The following is a 17,216-nucleotide window of genomic DNA, read 5'->3' as shown; positions in this document are numbered from 1 at the left end:
GAGTGGGGGCGAAGGCCGATGCAGTACGTCAATCTCGATGCACAGGTTGGCGACCTGTCAGGGGTCTTGGATCCGGCTCGCTACCTGAGCCACCTGCCCTCGATCTCCAGCGATCTGCCGCCGGGCGCCCGGGCTTTCGCCACTGATGCGGACCACTACGACTTCCGCAGCAGGCGATGCGTGAAGGACCTGATGCTCCGGGCCGTCCGGGGCGCCGGCGGTGAGGAGATGGAGGTCGAGTTCCAGCACAACTGCTGGAAGCATGACCAGGACCTGCTGATCCGCTACGTAGGGGTGTCCAGTTTCTTCATCGATCCCGCCGACGAGGACCGAGGAACGGACCTCGGGACTGTGGTTCTCGACGAGATCCTGCCGCACAGGGACGGCTGCAGCCACGAGATCGCCTGCCGGGACGGCACCCTCGTCCTTGTCTGCCGTGACTTCCAGGCGACCTGGATCGAGACCACCTGCTCAAGCAAGTCGTAAACGCGACAGTTCATGAGGATTGTTGAACGGCTGGTGCCGGATGAGCTGTGGGGGGCTGTTCCAGAAAGTGGTGCCGGAAGCGCCGTCGCGACCCCAGGGCGGTGGTCGGCGTCGGCATGGCGACAGGGAGGTGCCGGCGGCGATCGTGTTCATGGCCACGTCGGACTGCACGTGGCGGCAGCTGCCGACAGCCTCCTTCGGCTTGTCAGGGGCGACTGCCCACCGACGGTTCAGCGAGTGGTCGAAGGGCCGGGTGTGGGCGAAGCTCCACCGCGTGGTGCTCGACGAGCTCGGTGCCCGCGGAGAGCTGGACTGGTCCCGCTGCGCGATCGACTCAGTCCGACGCGGCATCCGCTGCACGATCCCGCAGAAGAAGGACCAGATCCCGAACCGCGAGAAGCGCGGCTCCCACGGAGGCCGCTCGCCGACATTCGACAAGGACGACTATCGCGAGCGCCACGCGGTGGAGTTCGGGATCGGCCGCCTGAAGCGCCACCGCGCGGTGGCCACGAGGTACGACAAGCTCTCCGTCCGCCACGAAGCCCCCGTCCTGATCGCCGCAATCGACGAGCGGCTCTCATCGCTACCGCTTGCGGGCCAGCAACTGCACTGCCTGCGACCGGTGGCCGTTCATCGTGGCGACCTCGATCCGGCGCTCGTCCACCAGGTCGAAATCTGACAACAGAGTACGCAGCTCCGCGATGTCGTGGTGCCGACACACCGCACCGTCGTCAGTGGCGAACACCCCGTACGGCGTGCCGAATTGCCCGGCATGGGTCACGTAGCGGCTGTGGTTTCGTTCATCGTCCTGCAGGACCATGTCGCTGACATAGAGCAGCCCACCGGGTGCCAGGACGCGGTTCAGCTCGTCGATCAGCGCCCGCTGAGCATTGCCGTCCGGGACGCAGGTCAACACGGCGAACAGCAGGACGACATCGAAGCTCCCCGACGCGCCAGTCAGGGCCGGCGGGGACTCCAGGACGGCGAAGCGCAGGTCAGGCCGCAGCTGACGGCCCCGCTCGATCAGCACGGGAGACAGGTCCACGCCGGATACGTCACGGAAGCCGTGGTCGCTCAGCTCGGCCGTGACACGGCCGTATCCACAGCCGTAGTCCAAGACCCGAGCGTCCGGACCCACCTTTGCCAGCCAGTCGAGATTCACCGGATGAGTGAACGTCTTCGTTGCGCCGACGCCGTCCCAGTACGCGATTTGCCTACCAAGATCCTTCATGCGAGTGCAGCATACGGCCCCCTTCCCGTTGCCTCACGTCATTCCTTGATCCACTTCTGAAACAGACCCCGAGTTTGTTCTTTCACCTCGCGCCGCGTCGAACGGTCGCGCGGTGGGGAAAATTTCGGTGCGTGTCTGAGGGAGACTGGTCAGACTTGCGGGCATGACAGCGAAGATCAGCCGCATCAACCCCGAGCAGTTGCATGAGACGCCCGGCTACCACCACATCACCGTGGTGGAGACCGGTCGAACGGCTTACCTGGCGGGGCAGTGCCCGCTCGACCAGAGCGGCTCCCTCGTCGGCCCGGACTCCCTCGAGGTGCAAGTCGACCAGGTCGTCCTCAACGCACTCGCCGCCCTCGTGGCGGTGAATGCCCAGCCGCAGCACGTGGTGCGTTCGGTGGTCTACGTGCGGAGCGACGACAGGGAGGACCTGGGCCTCGCCTGGCACCGGCTTGCCGCTTCCGCCCTCGGGCCGGCGTTCACGTCCGCCAGCACGCTCTTGGGGGTTACGCAGCTGGGCTTCGCAGGGCAGCTGGTCGAGGTGGACCTCACCGTCGCACTGCCCGACTGAGCGGCCCTCACGCCTCGAACAGCGTGACACAGTCCGGCTCGGCCCGGCCGACGACGCCACGGCAGTCACTGCCGCCCAGCTCCGCGACGTCGTCGACCGCTCATCGCCGCGGGGCAGTGACAGCCCGGCGAGCCGGACATCGTCATCGTCACGGACGCCGGATGCGACGTGAGCCGCCCGGCCTGGGCCCTGCGGGACCTGCCCGTCGAGCTGACCGGGCGGATCCGCGGCGACCGCGTGCTGCGATTGCCGAAGCCGCCACGGGTCTACGACCCCAAGGGCGGCCGACCGCCCAAGCACGGTCCGGAGTTCCGCTTCGCCACACCGGAAACCTGGCCCGACCCCGTGGTCACCACGAACTACGGCAAGGCCGTCACACAGGCGTGGGACCGAGTCCACCCGCGGCTCACCCACTGGGCTGCCCGGCTGGACACAAAGGCGAACTTCCCCTGATCGAGGGGATTTTGATCCGGCCGGAGGTCGAGCACCTTTCGAAGGACAGTGAGGCGCCGGCGGTGTGGCTGTGGTCCTCGAGGACGGGCTCCAACCACGCAGGCGTCGACCGGGCCTGGCAGGCGTTCCTGCGACGCTTCGACCTGGAGCACACATTCCGGCTGTTCAAGCAGACCCTGGGCTGGACGGAGCCTCGACTGCGGGAGCCGGAGGCGGCCGACCGATGGACCTGGCTGATCATCGCCGCATACCCCCAGCTCCGGCTCGGCCGCCCGCCGGCCCGCGACCTGCGGCACCCGTGGGAGAAGCCTGCCGCACCGAGACGGCTCACGCCTGCCCGGGTCCGCCGAACGTTTCGGGACCTCCGCCAGCACATGCCCTGTCCCGCCAGGGCGCCGAAACCCCACCGGCCGGGACCTGGACGACCAGTCGGCTCCAGGAACACCCGCCGGGCACCCCGCTATGACGTGGGCAAAACCGTCCGCCGCGAGAAGACCCATATCGCCCTACAGCGGTTGAAGGGTCAAAGATCAGGCTGAGCCACCGAGGGCTGGTTCAACCCGCCCCCACACCGCAAGCACTCGGCTCGGTCCCACCACCGGCTGAGCGAGGCGGCGGCGTCCCACCGCTCCCGCGCCGCTGCGGCAGGAGAGCGCCGGGCGTCCCGGGAGGGCCGGTGCACCAAGGTCACACAGGCCGTCCCTTTTGGCGTGAATGCATTGACCGCCATTCCCCCTACAAGGTACATTTACGACGTATCTGCCCACGATAGACGTGGTTGACATCCCGACCGATCTATAGCTTTTTGCCGGACACGAGTATGAGGTTGGCCCGCCCTTCTCCTGCGGTTGCGCGGTGAGGAAGGGGGCCAGGAATCCTCCCCATCGCCGGTCGAAGCCGGCGACTGATGCCGCAGCAGGACGGACGTCCCCCGTGCGGGCGCTCCGTACGCCGTCCGCCCGATGCGTGATCCGGCGCTCTCGCCAGGTCCTGCAAGAGGGCCCGAGGGCGGCTCGGCGGAACGCGCAGTCGTTCTGGAAGGCAGGACCCTGTCGTGGTCCACAGAATCCTTTCTCTCAGTCTTACGTTCCGGAACCTGATCCTCGGTGTCGCAGCGGCCGTGATGGCCCTGGGCCTCTTCCATCTCCCACGGGCGGCGTCGGCAGACGTCTTCCCGGAGTTCGCTCCGACACAGGTACAGATCCAGACCGAAGCGCCGGGCCTGTCGGCGGCCGAGGTCGAGCAGCTCATCACCGTCCCGCTGGAGCAGGACCTGCTGAACGGCGTGGCGTGGCTCGACCAGATCACCTCCGAGTCGGCCCCCGGTCTGTCCTCCGTCGACCTGGTCTTCGAGCCGGGCACGAACGAGCAGAAGGCCCGGCAGGCCGTCCAGGAGCGCCTGATCCAGGTGGGCGGTCTGCCCCAGGTGGGCAAGCCGCCGGTCATGATCCAGCCGCTGTCGTCGACGAGCCGGGTGATGATGATCGGGCTCTCCTCGAAGGACGTCTCCCGCATCGACATGTCCGTCCTCGCACGGTGGAACATCAAGCCGCGTCTGCTGGGCATACCCGGCGTGGCGAACGTGATCATCTGGGGTGAGCGGGACCGCCAGCTGCAGGTCCAGGTCGACCCCGATCAGCTGCGCAGCCGGGGCGTCTCACTGGACCAGGTGGTCCGCACGACGGGCAACGCGCTGTGGGTGTCGCCGCTGACCTTCGTGGAGGCCTCGACGCCGGGCACCGGCGGGTTCATCGACACTCCGAACCAGCGCATGGCGATCCAGCACGTGCTGCCCATCGCCAAGGCGCAGGACCTGGCTTCCGTGGCCCTGGAGGACACCGCCGAGAAGCGGCTGCGCATCGGTGACGTGGCCACCGTGGTGGAGAACCACCAGCCCCTCATCGGCGACGTGATGCTGAACAACGGCCCCGGGATCATGCTGGTGGTCGAGAAGTTCCCCGACGCCAACACCCGTCAGGTCACCCACGCCGTCGAAGAGGCGATGACCTCACTCCAGCCCGGACTGTCCGGCATCACCGTCGACACCCACGTGTACCGGCCGGCGTCCTTCGTCGACACGGCGCTCGACAACGTGGGTCTGTGGGCGCTCGTCGCCGTGCCCGCCGTCTCGGTGCTGCTCGGCCTGTACTTCCTCTCCTGGCGCGTCGCCCTGATCAGCCTCGTCTCGATCACCATGGCGGAGATCGCCGCCCTGTGGGTGCTCTATCTGCGCGGCTCGACCTTCAACATGATGGTCCTGGCCGGCCTCGCGATCGCCCTCGGCGTCGTCATCGACGACATCGTCATCGGCTTCGACCGCATCCAGAGACAGTTCCAGCGCGAAGGTCAGCCATCCGGCGAACGCCGGTCGGTGGCCGACGTCGTGGTCGACGCCACGGCGGCGGTGCGGCGGCCCGCCTTCTTCGCCACGCTGATCCTGCTCCTCGCCGTGGTGCCCATCGTCTTCCTGAACGGCCTGGGCGGAGCGTTCGCCCGGCCGCTGGCCCTGTCCTACGTACTCGCGGTGGTCGCCTCCACCGTCGTCGCCCTGACCCTCGCGCCCGTACTCGCCGCCATGCTGCTGGCGCGCACCAGGCTCGGGCACCACCGCAACCCGGTGCTCGGGTGGCTCCACCGCGGCTTCGACCGGCTCAGCCCCAAGACCGTGCTCCGGCCGGGCCCGGCGGTGGTCGCGGTCGCCGTGCTGGTCGGCGCGGGCTTCGCGGTGTGGCCGCAGCTCGACGGCGCGTCCCCCATCCCTGCCCTGCACCAGCGTGAGCTGCTGATCCACGTGGACGCGGCGCCCGGTACGTCGTTGCCGGAGATGAACCGCCTCGGCCAGGCGGCCGCCGACGACCTTCGCGCGCTGCCGGGCGTCGAGAGCGTGGGAGCCCACGTCGGCCGCGCCAGGGAGTCCGACGAGGTCGTCAACGTCAACTCCGGCGAGTTCTGGGTCAACCTCAGGAGCTCGGCCGACTACGGCAAGACCGTCGCCGCGATCAACCGCACCATGAACGAGCAGGCCGACCTCGACAGCGACGTGCTGACGTACCAGCAGGCGCGACTGGACGAGGTCCGGGCCGAGAACGGCGACGGCGCGCCCGTCGTCGTCCGCGTCTACGGCAACGACCTGGGTGTGCTGCGGCAGCAGGCCGAGCAGGTGAGCAAGGCCCTCTCGCAGGTCACCGGAGTCGTCCGGCCGCAGATCCCGGACGTGGTCGAGGAGCCGACCCTCGAGGTCAAGGTCGACCTCGGGGCGGCCCAGGGCCACGGGATCAAGCCCGGTGACGTCCGCCGCACGGCCGCCACCTACTTCTCGGGCCTGCCCGTGGGCAGCCTCTACGAGGAGCAGAAGGTCTTCGACGTCGTGGTGTGGGGCTCGCCCGCGACACGCTCCGCTCCGCAGAACGTCCAGAACCTGCTGATCGACACGCCGAACGGCGGCCATGTGCGCCTCGGCGATGTCGCCGCCGTCCGTGTCACGCCGTACCCGACGGTCATCGAGCACGACGCCACCTCGCGCAGCCTCGACGTCGTCGCCGACGTCAACGGGCGTGACCTGAACTCCGTACTCGACGACGTCAGGAGCCGCGTCCAGGCCATGCCGATGCCGTACGAGTACCACGCCGAGGTGCAGAGCGACGTCGCGCACCAGCAGAGCCAGGATCTGCGCATCGCGGGGCTCGTGGTCGCCGCGCTGCTCGGCACCTTCCTCCTCCTCCAGGCGGCCTTCGGCAGCTGGCGCGCGGCGACGCTCGTCCTGCTCGCCCTGCCGCTGGCCGGCGTCGGCGGTGTGCTGACCGCGTTCGCCGTCGGCGGTGTCATGTCGATCGGCGCGCTCGGCGGCTTCCTGCTCGTCCTGGGCATCGCCGTGCGCAATCTGGTACTGCTCGTCCGCGGCTACCAGGAGACCGAGCCGCGCGCGGACGGAACCGTCGACCCGCAGCGCATCGTCGACGCCACGCGCGACCGGGTCGGCCCGGTCCTGCTGACCGCGCTGGCCACGGCCGTCGCGGTGCTGCCCGCGGTCGTCCTCGGAACCGTCGAGGGCATGGAGGTGCTGCACCCGCTGGCCGTCGTCGTGCTCGGCGGCCTGGTCACCTCGACCCTCGTCACGCTGTTCATCGTGCCCGCCCTCTACATCCGCTTCTACTCCGCCCCCGGCGGCGTGGGGCGGCGTCACCACGGTCCGGAACCGGAACCGGGTCTCGCGACGGCCGGCCCCACCCCGGACGCGGCAGCCGCGGACGACGGCAGGACGGAACGGCGAGTGGCACCCCACAGCGGGCCCGGCCGCCGTCTCACCAGGCGCCGGTGGGCCGTGGGCCTGTCGGTCGCGGGGCTGCTGCTCGCCGGTGGAGCGGGCCTGTCGGCCTGCGCCGACTCGAACCCCTCCTCGGCGTCGGCCGCCGAACACTCCGAAGACCCGCCTGCCGAGATCGAGAAAGTCGCGGAGGGGAAGATCCCCCACCTGACCCTGGCCGAGGACACGGCCATGCGGATCCACATCACGACGGAGCCGCTGCGGCAGGCGCCGCTGGACGGCACGGGGCCGCCGCGGACGCTCATCCCGCTGAAGGCGGTGGTCTACGACCCGGAAGGCAAGACCTTCGCCTTCACCAACCCGGAGCCCTTCGTCTACATCCGGACCCCCGTCGAACTGGGGCAGTTCGGTAAGGACGACGCGGTCGTGAAGTCCGGCCTCCCGAAGGGCACCCCCGTGGTGACGGTCGGGGCCGCCGAACTGCTCGGCATCGAGTACGAGACGGACGGCGAGCACTGATGTCCGGGGACCGTAGCACTCTGATGCGCTGGATCGTCCGGTCCAGCCTGCGCTTCCGCTACCTCGTGGTCGCCGCGGCCGCGGTGATGATGGTCGTGGGCATCACGTCGCTGCCCCAGCAGCGGGTGGACGTCTTCCCCGAGTTCGCCCCGCCGCGGGTCGAGATCCAGACGACCTGCGTCGGCCTGGCCACGGGCGACGTCGAGTCCCTGGTCACCGTTCCGCTCGAACAGTCCCTCAACGGCCTCGCCGGACTCGACGACCTGCGCTCCGAGTCCATCGCGCAGCTCTCGTCGATCCAGCTGATCTTCCACGAGGGAACCGACATCTTCAAGGCACGGCAGGAGGTCCAGGAACGGGTGCAGCAGGTCTCGCACTCACTGCCGACCTGGGCGGCCCCGCCGGTGATCATGCCGCCCGTCGCGGCGACCAGCCGTGTCATGAAGATCGGGATGTCCTCGGACGACCACTCCGACAAGGCCCTGATGAACATGTCGATGACGGCGTACTGGGAGGTCAGGGCTCGTCTGCTGCGGGTGCCCGGCGTCGCCAACGTGAGCATCTTCGGCGAGCGGCTGAAGATGATGACCGTGCAGGTGGAGCCGCTCAAGATGCAGGCCCAGAAGGTCAGTCTCGACGACGTCATGGAGGCGACCGGCGAGTCGGTCGACTCCGGTCTGCTGAAGTTCACCACCGGTTCGCTCATCGGCACCGGCGGCTGGATCGAGACCCCCACGCAGCGGATCGGCATCCGGCACGTCCTGCCGGTCGTGACGCCCACCGACCTCTCCCAGGTGCCGGTGGCCGCGGCGGGCGACCGCACCGTCCGGCTCGGGGACGTGGCCCGGGTGACGGAGGCCCACCAGCCGCTCGGCGGCAGCGCCATCGTCGGCGGCGACCCCGGTCTGCTGCTGATCGTCGAGAAGCTGCCCTGGGGCGACACCCCGGAGATCACCAGGAACGTGGAGAAGGCGATCGAGTCCCTCGAACCCGGCCTGCCCGGCATCCACTTCGACACGACCATCTTCCAGCAGCAGGACTTCATCCACACCGCGATCGACAATCTGACCCAGGCCCTGGTGCTCGGCTTCCTCCTGGTCGTCGTGGTCCTCGCGGCGTTCCTCTACGAGTGGCGCGTCGCGCTGATCAGCCTGCTGACGATCCCGCTGTCCCTCATGGCGGCCGTGCTGGTGCTCCACTGGCGCGGGGACACCATCAACACGATGGCCCTCGCGGGACTCGTGATCGCACTGGGCGCCGTCGTGGACGACGCGATCATCGACGTCGAGAACATCCTCAGACGACTGCGCGAGCACCGGGAGGCCGGCGGTGACACGTCGGTCGCGAAGATCATCCTGAACGCCTCGCTGGAGGTCCGGAGCCCGATCGTCTACGCGACGATGATCATCGTCGTGGCCACGGTGCCGGTGTTCCTGCTCCAGGGAGTGGCGGGCTCGTTCTTCCGTTCGCTCGCCGTCTCCTACACGCTGGCCATCATCGCCTCCATGGTCGTGGCCCTGACGGTGACCCCCGCCCTGTGTCTGATCATGCTGCGCAAGGCCAAGGTCGAACGCCGGCGGTCCCCGCTGCTCCGCCGGCTGCAGAACGGCTACACGGCGGGGCTGCGGCGCATCGTCAAGCGGCCGATGAACGCCTACCTGGTGTCCGGCGTGCTCGCGGTCGTCGCCGCCCTCCTCGTGCCACAGCTCAGCCAGTCCCTGCTGCCCTCCTTCAAGGAGCGGGACTTCCTGGTGCACTTCATCACCACACCCGGCACGTCCGTACAGGAAGAGCAGCGCATGGTCTCCCAGCTGAGCCGTGAGGTACGGGCCATCCCCGGAGTGCGCAACGCCTTCGGGGCCCACATCGGGCAGGCGTTCCTGGGCGACGAGATCGCCGGGGTCAACTTCGGCGAGGGCTGGATCAGCATCGACCCCAAGGCCGACTACGACAAGACGCTCACGGAGATCAAGGAGACCGTGGCGCGGTACGCCGGCATGGAGCAGGACGTCCAGACGTACCTCAACGAGCGCGTCGACGAGGTCCTCACCGGCTCCAAGTACCCGGTCGTCGTCCGTCTCTACGGCCAGGACCAGAAGATCCTGCGCGAGAAGGGCCTGGAACTCCAGGAGAAGATCACCAAGATCGCCGGCACCTCCGACGTCCACGCCGACCTGCAGGTCGACGTCCCTCAGGTCCAGGTGAGGGTCGACGTCGACAAGGCGGCGCAGTACGAACTGAAGCCCGGTGACGTGCGCCGCGCCGCGTCCACCCTCGTGGCCGGCGAGGAGGTCGGGGACATCTTCCGCGACGGCAGGGCCTACGACACGGTGGTGTGGAGCACCCCCGAGACCCGCGGCAACGTGGCGGCCATCAGCCGGCTCCCCATCGACACGCCCACCGGCACCACGGTACCGCTCGGCGACGTCGCCCAGGTGTTCATCGAGCCCCAGCCGAACGTGATCGCGCGTGAGAACGGCTCGCGTCACCTCGACGTGAACGCCTCCGTCTCCGGACGCAGCCTCAGCGCCGTCGTCTCGGACGTCGACAAGGCGATCGCCTCCACGGACTTCCCCCGCGGCTACCACACGGAGCTCCTCGGCGAGCACCAGGAACGGCAGGCCGCCCAGCGGGTCCTGTTCTACAGCGCGATCTTCGCGGCTCTGGCGATCTTCGTGCTGCTGCAGGTCTCCTTCCGCAGCTGGCGGCTCGCGCTGCTGTCGTTCCTGACCCTGCCGATGGCCCTGGTCGGCGGTGTCCTCGCGGTCTGGATCGCCGGCGGGAACATCACGCTGGGTTCCCTGGTCGGCTTCTTCACCGTGCTCGGCATCGCCGCACGCAACGGCATCCTGATGATCAACCACTTCCAGCACCTGGAGGAGCACGAGGGCATGGCCTTCGGGCCCGCCCTGGTGCTGCGCGGTGCGCGGGAACGGCTGTCCCCCATCCTGATGACCTCCCTGGCGACCGGACTCGCGGTCCTGCCGCTGGTCTTCCTCGGCAACCGGCCGGGCCACGAGATCGAGTACCCGCTCGCCGTGGTCATCGTGGGCGGTCTGGTTACGTCCACCCTGCTGAATTTGCTCGTCGTGCCCTCCCTGTACCTGCGTTTCGGCAAGGGCTTCAGGCGCCACAGGCCGCAGCATGAAGCGGCCGCCACGCACTGAGGCAGGCGGCGGACGGGGCCGCCGCCTCCCGGTGGAGCCCCACCCTGGCTCCACCGAGAGGATCAAGCTGAATGCCCCGTCGCTTGCGCGCATCCGCTGCCCTGTTGAGCCCGATCGTCGCCGCGCTGCTGCTGGCCCCCGGCGCGGCGGCCGAGGACAAACCCCAGGCCCCCTCCCCCGCAATGGCGAAGAGCGGCTCGCGCGCGCAGAACGGCTGCGGAAACCCTCCCCCGCTCCGCCGGTACATGTTCCCCGCCCTCCCGAGGGTGACCAACACGTTCCTGCCGCTGAAGCCCGGGACCCGCTTGACTCTCCACGGCGACGTCGCCGGTGAGGACCACACCGTGGTGACGACGGTGACCGACCTGACCAAGTTCGTCGACGGCGTCCGCACCGTGGTGGTGTTCGACCAGGACCTCAGCGGCAACAAGGTCCAGGAGTCGGAACTGGCGTTCTTCGCCCAGGACTGGCGCGGAGCGGTCTGGCGCCTCGGCGAGTACCCGGAGATCTACGAGAACGGCCGGCTCACCGGCGCCCCCGACACCTGGATCTCCGGCGTACAGGACGCCAGGGCGGGCATCGCCATGCTCGCCAGGCCGCACGTGGGCTCCCCCACCTACACCGAGGGCCTGGCACCCGAGATCGACTTCCTGGACTGCGCCACGGTGTCCCAGACCGGCCAGAGCGTCTGTGTCGAGGCCGGCTGCTTCGACAACGTCCTGGTGACGGACGAGTTCGCGCCGCTCGACCCCGAGGGCGGCCACCAGCTGAAGTCCTACGCGCCGCACGTGGGCAACATCAAGGTGGTGCCCGTGGGCGAGGAGAACCCGGAGACCCTGTCCCTGACCGAGTACACCCGGCTCAGCGCCAAGGAGATGGCGGCCGTCCGCAGGGAGGTGCTGAAGCAGGACAAGCGCGGCTACCGGATCAGCCCGGACGTGTACGGCACCACGCCGCCGGCGGAGCCCGCCCTCGTGCCGGGCCTCGTGGCCGCGTCGTAGACGGACAGGCCCCGGCACACGCGCGCCGGGGCCTCTCCCCCGGCACCGCGCGCCCTTCAGCTCCGGTTCAGGTGACGGGGGTCACAATCAGGACATGCGCGTTCTGATCGTGGACGACGAGGAGCGCTTCGCCGAGGGGCTCCGCAACGGCCTGGAGGCGGAGGGCTTCGCCGTCGACGTCGCCCTGGACGGTACGGACGGCCTGTGGCGGGCGCGCGAGCACGCGTACGACGCGATCGTCCTCGACATCATGCTCCCGGGCCTGAACGGCTACCGCGTCTGTGCCGCCCTGCGCGCCGAGGGGAACTGGACCCCGATCCTCATGCTCACCGCCAAGGAAGGCGAGTGGGACGAGGTGGAGGGACTCGACGCCGGCGCGGACGACTACCTGACGAAGCCCTTCTCGTACGCCGTGCTGCTGGCCCGGCTGCGTGCGCTGCTGCGCCGCGAACCGCGCGAGCGGCCCGCCGCCCTCACCGCCGGTGACCTGCGGCTCGACCCCGCGGCCAAGGAGGTGTCGCGGGGCGGGGTACGGGTCGAACTGACCGCCCGTGAGCTGGCGCTGCTCGAGTTCCTCCTGCGCCGGCGCGGCGAGACCGTGTCCAAGCAGGAGATCCTCGCGCACGTCTGGGACGACGCCTTCGAGGGCGATCCGAACATCGTCGAGGTCTACGTCGGGCACCTCCGGAACAAGCTGGACCGGCCCTTCGGCCGGGCGTCCATCGAGACCGTACGGGGCTGCGGCTACCGCCTGGTCCCCGACGGAGGGTAGGCGGCCATGGGCGTGCGGATCTGGTCGGCCGTGGCGGCCGTCGTCGTCGTGGCGGTGGGCCTGGTCGCGGGAGCGGTGGCCCTGATCGCGCTTCTGCGGGCCGAACTGACCGACGACGTACGGCAGTCCGCGCGGACCCGCGCCGAACAGGTGGCAGCCGTCATCGAGTCGGGGCGAGGGGTGCCGTCGCTGACCGTGAGCCAACAGGACGAACAGTTCGTCCAGGTCCTGGACGCCCGGGGCGACGTGGTCGCCGGCAGCCCGAACGTCAAGAACCTGCCGGCCCTGGCCGACCCGCGGCAGGGCTCAGAGTCCACTGTCACGACGCCACTGGACGAGGACCGGTTCCTGGTGGTGGCGGTGGCCGCCGAAGGGCCCGGCGAGGACCGGACCGTGCTGGTGGGGCAGACCCTGATCGGGGTCGAAGAGGCTGCCCGGATCGTCACTCGGCTGCTGATCACGGGGCTGCCGCTGCTGATGCTCGTGGTGGCCGGCGCTACCTGGATGGCGGTCGGTCGGGCACTGGCGCCGGTGGCGGCCATCAGATCGGAGGTGGAGGCGATCTCGGCGGCGGAGCTGCACCGCAGGGTGCCGCTTCCGCCCGGCCGCGACGAGATCGCACGCCTCGCCATCACGATGAACCGCATGCTGGACAGGCTCGAACGGGCGCAGAGCGCCCAGCGCCGGTTCATCTCCGACGCCTCGCACGAACTTCGTTCCCCGGTGGCGTCCATCCGCCAGCACGCCGAGGTCGCGCTCGCCCACCCCGACCGGCTGACGGACCGGGCGACGAGCGAACGGCTGGCCAGGACCGTGCTGAGCGAGGACCTGCGGATCCAGCGGCTGGTCGACGACCTGTTGCTGCTCGCCCGGGCCGACGAGGACGCGCTGCGTCCCCGGCTGCGGCCGGTGGACCTCGACGACCTGGTCCTGGACGAGGTGCGCCGACTGCGCCGGGCGGCGCCCGGGCTGCGGATCGGTACGGCCGGCGTGTCGGCGGCTCGGCGCCTGGCGGACCCACGGGGCCTGGGCAGGGTGGTGCGCAACCTGGGCGACAACGCGGCCAGGCACGCGCGCTCCGAGGTCGCCTTCGACCTCGCCGAGCAGCCGGACGGCCGGGTGGTGCTGGGTGTGGAGGACGACGGTCCGGGCGTGCCGCCGGCGGACCGCGAGCGGGTCTTCGAGCGGTTCGTACGCCTCGACGAAGCGCGGTCCCGTCGGCCGGCCGACGGGGACGACGCCGCCGGCAGTGGACTCGGGCTCGCCATCGTCGCCGAGCTGGTCGCGGCGCACGGCGGTACGGCCACGGTGACCGACGGGCGGCTGGGCGGGGCCCGCTTCGAGGTGGTGCTCCCGCCGGACCCGGGGCCTGAGACCCGGGCCCACGGTTCCTGAAGGCCGGTTCAGCTCCGTTCAGGCTCCCTTCAGCACCCGGGTGGAAGCGTCGGTGTCACGGCGGAGGAGGCAGTCATGAGGAACAGATATCCGGCGGCCGCGGTGAGCGCGGCCCTGGCCGCGACCCTCGCGACCGGCGCCTGCAGCGCCAGCGCCCTCGGCGGCGGAGCCGGGAGCAGGGCCCACGTGCCAGGCACCGGCTGCGTACGGATCGTGGAGGAAGGCGGCCAGAAGACCGACGCGTGTCTGCCGCTCGCCCCCGAGCAGGACCGGGTCGACCGGGGAACGCCCGTGTTCAGCCATCCGACCGACGTCACCAACCCGCTCCACGCCAGTTCGCGGATCCAGCAGGTGATCTACGACGGTCACGTCGACGGGAAGCCCTTCCGCACCGAGCTCACGCTGCTGCCCGACATCAAGACCATCACCGTGAACGGCGAGCAGGTCCGGGCACGCTCGCTCCAGTACGTGTCCTTCTCGGACGGGCGGGTCCAGGAGGTCGCGACCGACTGGTTCGCGCAGGCCGACGACGGATCGGTCTGGTACCTCGGCGAGGACGTCTTCAACTACGAGGACGGAGTGGTCGCGGACACCGGCGGCACCTGGCGGGCCGGGAAGAGCGGACCGGCCGCGATGATCATGCCTCATGAGCCGAAGGCCGGTGACGTGTTCCGGCCGGAGAACAGCCCGGGTGTGGTCTTCGAGGAGGTCACCGTCAAGGCCGTCGGGCAGACGGTCCCCGGGCCGTACGGACCCGTCGAGGGCGCGATCACCACGACCGAGATCAACCTGGACGGCTCGCGCGAGGACAAGGTCATCGCCCCCGGGTACGGCGAGCTCACCATCGACGAGCACGGCGCCGACCTGGAGGCGATCTCGCTGGCCGTACCGACGGACGTCACCCCGGGCCCCGTACCCGCCGAGCTCGCGGCCCTCTCGGCCGCGGTCCGCGCGGCACACGCCGGGCCGACCGACGCGACCGTGGCGAAGGTGCGCGCCACCTGGGACGCGTACCGGGCCGCCGACCACGTGCCCCAGCTGCTCGTCCAGCAGATGGACCGGGACCTCGACTCGCTCACGGCGGCCGTCAAGGCACGCGATGCCGCGCTCGTCCGCGGTGCCGTGCTCCGGGTCGCCCAGAACGACGTCGACCTGCACCTGCGCTACGAACCGCTCGCGACCGTCGAGGCGGCCCGGATGGCGCTCTGGGCGCGCCAGTCGACGCTGGACAGCGCCGCCCGGGACGCGGGCGCGATCGCCGGTGACGTGACCAGCCTCGAACTCACCTGGGACCGCGTCCAGCACGACACGGCCCCCGCCCGGGCGGCCCGGATCGACGCGTCACTGAAGGCCTTGCGTGACGCGGCTGACCGCGAGGACGCGTCGGTCGCCCAGCAGGCGACGGCCCGGCTCACGTCCGCCCTGCACAGCCAGGGATCTTGAAGGGTCACATCCCGGAGTTCCGCATCTGCCATCTGAGATTCCCATACACCTAGCAGATGTGTGGGCGTTGGGCTGTTAGAGTCCGCATGCGCCACCCGGTACTGGGTGGCGCAATGCCGGTACGATCCCCTGGCCTGCCCCTGAGCGGCGTACATCCGCGTGGCAGGCAGCCGTTGTGATGCCGTGAAAACCTGGGTGCCGTAATGGTCCTGGCAGTGCCGGGAGCCGCCTACGCCAACACCGTGAGCGTGACCGTGAAGACGCCCGGGGCCACCAGCGGCCCCGCCACCGCCAACTCCGAGATATCGACGCACGCGGACTGCGCCGCGGGCCTCGTCTCCGGTGGCGGGATCAACCAGGCCATCGGCACCGGCGCTAGCGTGAACGGCAATCACGTGAACGGCACCGCGCCGAGCTCCGACGGCACGAGCGAATACACCGGCTCCGCCTCGATCCGCGACTTCGCCGCCGGCGTCGCGCACCGCGGCCGGCCGCGGACCCCTGTCGGGTGAATGACGGCCTGTCGCCTTGCATCGGCCGCACCCCTGGCCCGAACGTTTCCTCGCTGCGACCGTGCGCCTGATCGGAGACCCCCTGTGGACGCCCCGTCGACCATGTTGTTCGGCCCGGACCGGTCGGCCGAGCGGGTGGTCCGGCCGCGGCGCGCCCTCCGCGCGGGCGCCGCTCAGGTGACCGCGGCGGCCGTGGGGCTCGCGCTGGGACTGGCCCTCCCACAGATCAGCGGCGGGTACCAGGTCACCGCCCTGCGGGCCGTCGACGTCCTGAAGGTCATGGGCGTGGGGGTGCTGAGCGTCGCGACGCTGATCTTCTCGCTGCTGTTCCTCGTCGTGCAGTGGGCGGCGGGGAACTTCAGTCACCGGCTCGTCCTGTTCCGGTACGACCCGGTGGTGTGGCGGGTCTTCGCCCTCGTGGTGGGAATCCTGGTCTTCTCGGTCACGGCGACGCTGGCCATCGGCTCGCACCGCACGGTGTCCGTGGCCGTTCCCATCACGGCGCTGGTGCTGTCCGGCGCGGCGATCGTGCTGGCCCGGCGGCTGCAGTTGATCGCCCTGCGCTCCATCCAGCTCTCGCACGTCCTCGCCGACGTACGCGAGCGAGGGCTCGACGTCCTGCAGGCCCTGTACCCGTCGGCCGGCCGCGCGGACGGCGCCACACGCGACTACGGCGGGGCACGCCACCTGCCGGAGGTGATGTCGACCGTCGTCTGGGCCGGTGACACCGTCCTCGTGACACAAGTGGACCTGCTCCGGCTGGTGCGGGTGGCGAGGCGGGCGGACGCGGTGGTGGTCCTGAAGGTACCGGTGGGGACCACTCTCTACCCGGGGGACGTGGTGGCCGAGGTACGCGGTGGCCCCGTGCCCGACTCCGATGTGCTCGCGACGGTGATCGGAGGCCTTGAGCGTACGTTCCACCAGGATCCGACGCTGGCCTTCCGGCTCCTGTCCGACATCGGGCTGCGCGCCCTCTCCCCCGCGATCCACGACCCCGCGACCGCGGTCCAGGTCCTGGACGCCGTCGAGGGCCTCCTCCGGCTGATCGCGTCGGCGGACCTGGGCGACCGGACGATCGCCGATGAGGCGGGCGCCGTCCGTGTGGTGATGCGCCTGCCGTCCTGGGAGGACTACCTCCGGGTCGGGTTCGACGACCTGTGCCGTGCGGCCTCGGACGCTCCGATGGTGCTGTCCCGCGCCCGGCAGTTGCTCGATCGGCTGCGCGCGACGGCACAGCAGCGACGCCATCGATCCCTGGAGGAGCGGTTGGCCTGGGTGGATGAGGAGTTGACCGCACGTCACCCCCCGTTCCTGCGTGACGCCGCCGGACGCTGAACCAGAAGGGGCGTGACGGGGCGGTGGCGGCGGTCCGCCCGTCCGGGTGGGGATGGGATGTCCC

The 17,216-nt window shown here is 70.2% G+C and carries 12 protein-coding genes and 1 pseudogene; 12 read left to right on the top strand and 1 reads right to left on the bottom strand.

Annotated features, from left to right (window positions below):
• Positions 1 to 18 precede the first annotated feature (18 nt).
• The gene (locus ACN9M0_RS38790; RefSeq protein WP_426405197.1) at positions 19 to 486 is read left to right on the top strand and encodes a hypothetical protein; all 468 of its coding nucleotides are present in this window, start codon (positions 19 to 21) and stop codon (positions 484 to 486) included.
• Between the two features lie 12 nt (positions 487 to 498).
• Positions 499 to 1,165, top strand: a pseudogene (locus ACN9M0_RS38785) (transposase).
• Here ACN9M0_RS38785 and ACN9M0_RS38780 read toward each other — a convergent pair.
• Positions 1,070 to 1,717 carry a class I SAM-dependent methyltransferase gene (locus ACN9M0_RS38780; RefSeq protein ID WP_366041199.1) on the bottom strand — a complete coding sequence of 216 codons (648 nt, stop codon included), beginning with the start codon at positions 1,715 to 1,717 and terminating at the stop codon, positions 1,070 to 1,072. The pseudogene ACN9M0_RS38785 and the gene ACN9M0_RS38780 sit on opposite strands and share 96 nt — an antisense overlap.
• A 163-nt stretch (positions 1,718 to 1,880) precedes the next feature.
• Here ACN9M0_RS38780 and ACN9M0_RS38775 point away from each other — a divergent pair, with 163 nt between their 5' ends.
• The 10 genes from ACN9M0_RS38775 to ACN9M0_RS38730 all read left to right on the top strand — a co-directional run bounded on the left by ACN9M0_RS38775 (position 1,881) and on the right by ACN9M0_RS38730 (position 17,152).
• On the top strand, positions 1,881 to 2,291 hold the full coding sequence (locus tag ACN9M0_RS38775; RefSeq protein ID WP_399694728.1) for a Rid family hydrolase: 411 nt from the start codon (positions 1,881 to 1,883) through the stop codon (positions 2,289 to 2,291).
• 161 nt (positions 2,292 to 2,452) lie between these two features.
• On the top strand, positions 2,453 to 3,283 hold the full coding sequence (locus ACN9M0_RS38770) for a hypothetical protein (RefSeq protein WP_426405196.1): 831 nt from the start codon (positions 2,453 to 2,455) through the stop codon (positions 3,281 to 3,283).
• A gap of 515 nt (positions 3,284 to 3,798) precedes the next feature.
• On the top strand, positions 3,799 to 7,527 hold the full coding sequence (locus ACN9M0_RS38765; protein WP_366041201.1) for an efflux RND transporter permease subunit: 3,729 nt from the start codon (positions 3,799 to 3,801) through the stop codon (positions 7,525 to 7,527).
• On the top strand, positions 7,527 to 10,694 hold the full coding sequence (locus ACN9M0_RS38760; protein WP_366041202.1) for an efflux RND transporter permease subunit: 3,168 nt from the start codon (positions 7,527 to 7,529) through the stop codon (positions 10,692 to 10,694). The genes ACN9M0_RS38765 and ACN9M0_RS38760 overlap by 1 nt, the downstream gene beginning before the upstream one ends.
• A gap of 104 nt (positions 10,695 to 10,798) precedes the next feature.
• Positions 10,799 to 11,695 (top strand): hypothetical protein, encoded by an 897-nt coding sequence (locus ACN9M0_RS38755; RefSeq protein ID WP_426405195.1) that lies wholly within the window; start codon positions 10,799 to 10,801, stop codon positions 11,693 to 11,695.
• Between the two features lie 94 nt (positions 11,696 to 11,789).
• The gene (locus tag ACN9M0_RS38750; RefSeq protein WP_366041204.1) at positions 11,790 to 12,467 is read left to right on the top strand and encodes a response regulator transcription factor; all 678 of its coding nucleotides are present in this window, start codon (positions 11,790 to 11,792) and stop codon (positions 12,465 to 12,467) included.
• 6 nt (positions 12,468 to 12,473) lie between these two features.
• Positions 12,474 to 13,862 carry a sensor histidine kinase gene (locus ACN9M0_RS38745; RefSeq protein ID WP_399694735.1) on the top strand — a complete coding sequence of 463 codons (1,389 nt, stop codon included), beginning with the start codon at positions 12,474 to 12,476 and terminating at the stop codon, positions 13,860 to 13,862.
• A 75-nt stretch (positions 13,863 to 13,937) separates the two neighbouring features.
• Positions 13,938 to 15,305, top strand: a complete 1,368-nt coding sequence (locus tag ACN9M0_RS38740; protein ID WP_426405194.1) for a hypothetical protein — start codon at positions 13,938 to 13,940, stop codon at positions 15,303 to 15,305.
• 203 nt (positions 15,306 to 15,508) lie between these two features.
• Complete coding sequence (locus tag ACN9M0_RS38735) at positions 15,509 to 15,817, top strand: hypothetical protein (RefSeq protein ID WP_426405193.1); 309 nt, start codon at positions 15,509 to 15,511, stop codon at positions 15,815 to 15,817.
• Positions 15,818 to 15,901: 84 nt separating this feature from the next.
• Complete coding sequence (locus tag ACN9M0_RS38730) at positions 15,902 to 17,152, top strand: DUF2254 family protein (RefSeq protein ID WP_426405192.1); 1,251 nt, start codon at positions 15,902 to 15,904, stop codon at positions 17,150 to 17,152.
• The last annotated feature ends 64 nt before the right edge of the window (positions 17,153 to 17,216 follow it).

This window comes from Streptomyces sp. R-07, from assembly GCF_049913175.1.
Lineage (GTDB): Bacteria > Actinomycetota > Actinomycetes > Streptomycetales > Streptomycetaceae > Streptomyces.
The sequence above is the reverse complement of the archived record's forward strand: the minus strand, read 5'-3'. Positions and strand labels throughout refer to the sequence as shown.

What these genes read in the sequence shown, in the direction of transcription:
- ACN9M0_RS38790 (WP_426405197.1), top strand. Translation starts at nt 19, where the DNA reads ATGCAGTACGTCAATCTCGATGCACAGGTTGGCGACCTGTCAGGGGTC.
- ACN9M0_RS38780 (WP_366041199.1), bottom strand. Translation starts at nt 1,717, where the DNA reads ATGAAGGATCTTGGTAGGCAAATCGCGTACTGGGACGGCGTCGGCGCA.
- ACN9M0_RS38775 (WP_399694728.1), top strand. Translation starts at nt 1,881, where the DNA reads ATGACAGCGAAGATCAGCCGCATCAACCCCGAGCAGTTGCATGAGACG.
- ACN9M0_RS38770 (WP_426405196.1), top strand. Translation starts at nt 2,453, where the DNA reads ATGCGACGTGAGCCGCCCGGCCTGGGCCCTGCGGGACCTGCCCGTCGA.
- ACN9M0_RS38760 (WP_366041202.1), top strand. Translation starts at nt 7,527, where the DNA reads ATGTCCGGGGACCGTAGCACTCTGATGCGCTGGATCGTCCGGTCCAGC.
- ACN9M0_RS38750 (WP_366041204.1), top strand. Translation starts at nt 11,790, where the DNA reads ATGCGCGTTCTGATCGTGGACGACGAGGAGCGCTTCGCCGAGGGGCTC.
- ACN9M0_RS38745 (WP_399694735.1), top strand. Translation starts at nt 12,474, where the DNA reads ATGGGCGTGCGGATCTGGTCGGCCGTGGCGGCCGTCGTCGTCGTGGCG.
- ACN9M0_RS38740 (WP_426405194.1), top strand. Translation starts at nt 13,938, where the DNA reads ATGAGGAACAGATATCCGGCGGCCGCGGTGAGCGCGGCCCTGGCCGCG.
- ACN9M0_RS38735 (WP_426405193.1), top strand. Translation starts at nt 15,509, where the DNA reads ATGGTCCTGGCAGTGCCGGGAGCCGCCTACGCCAACACCGTGAGCGTG.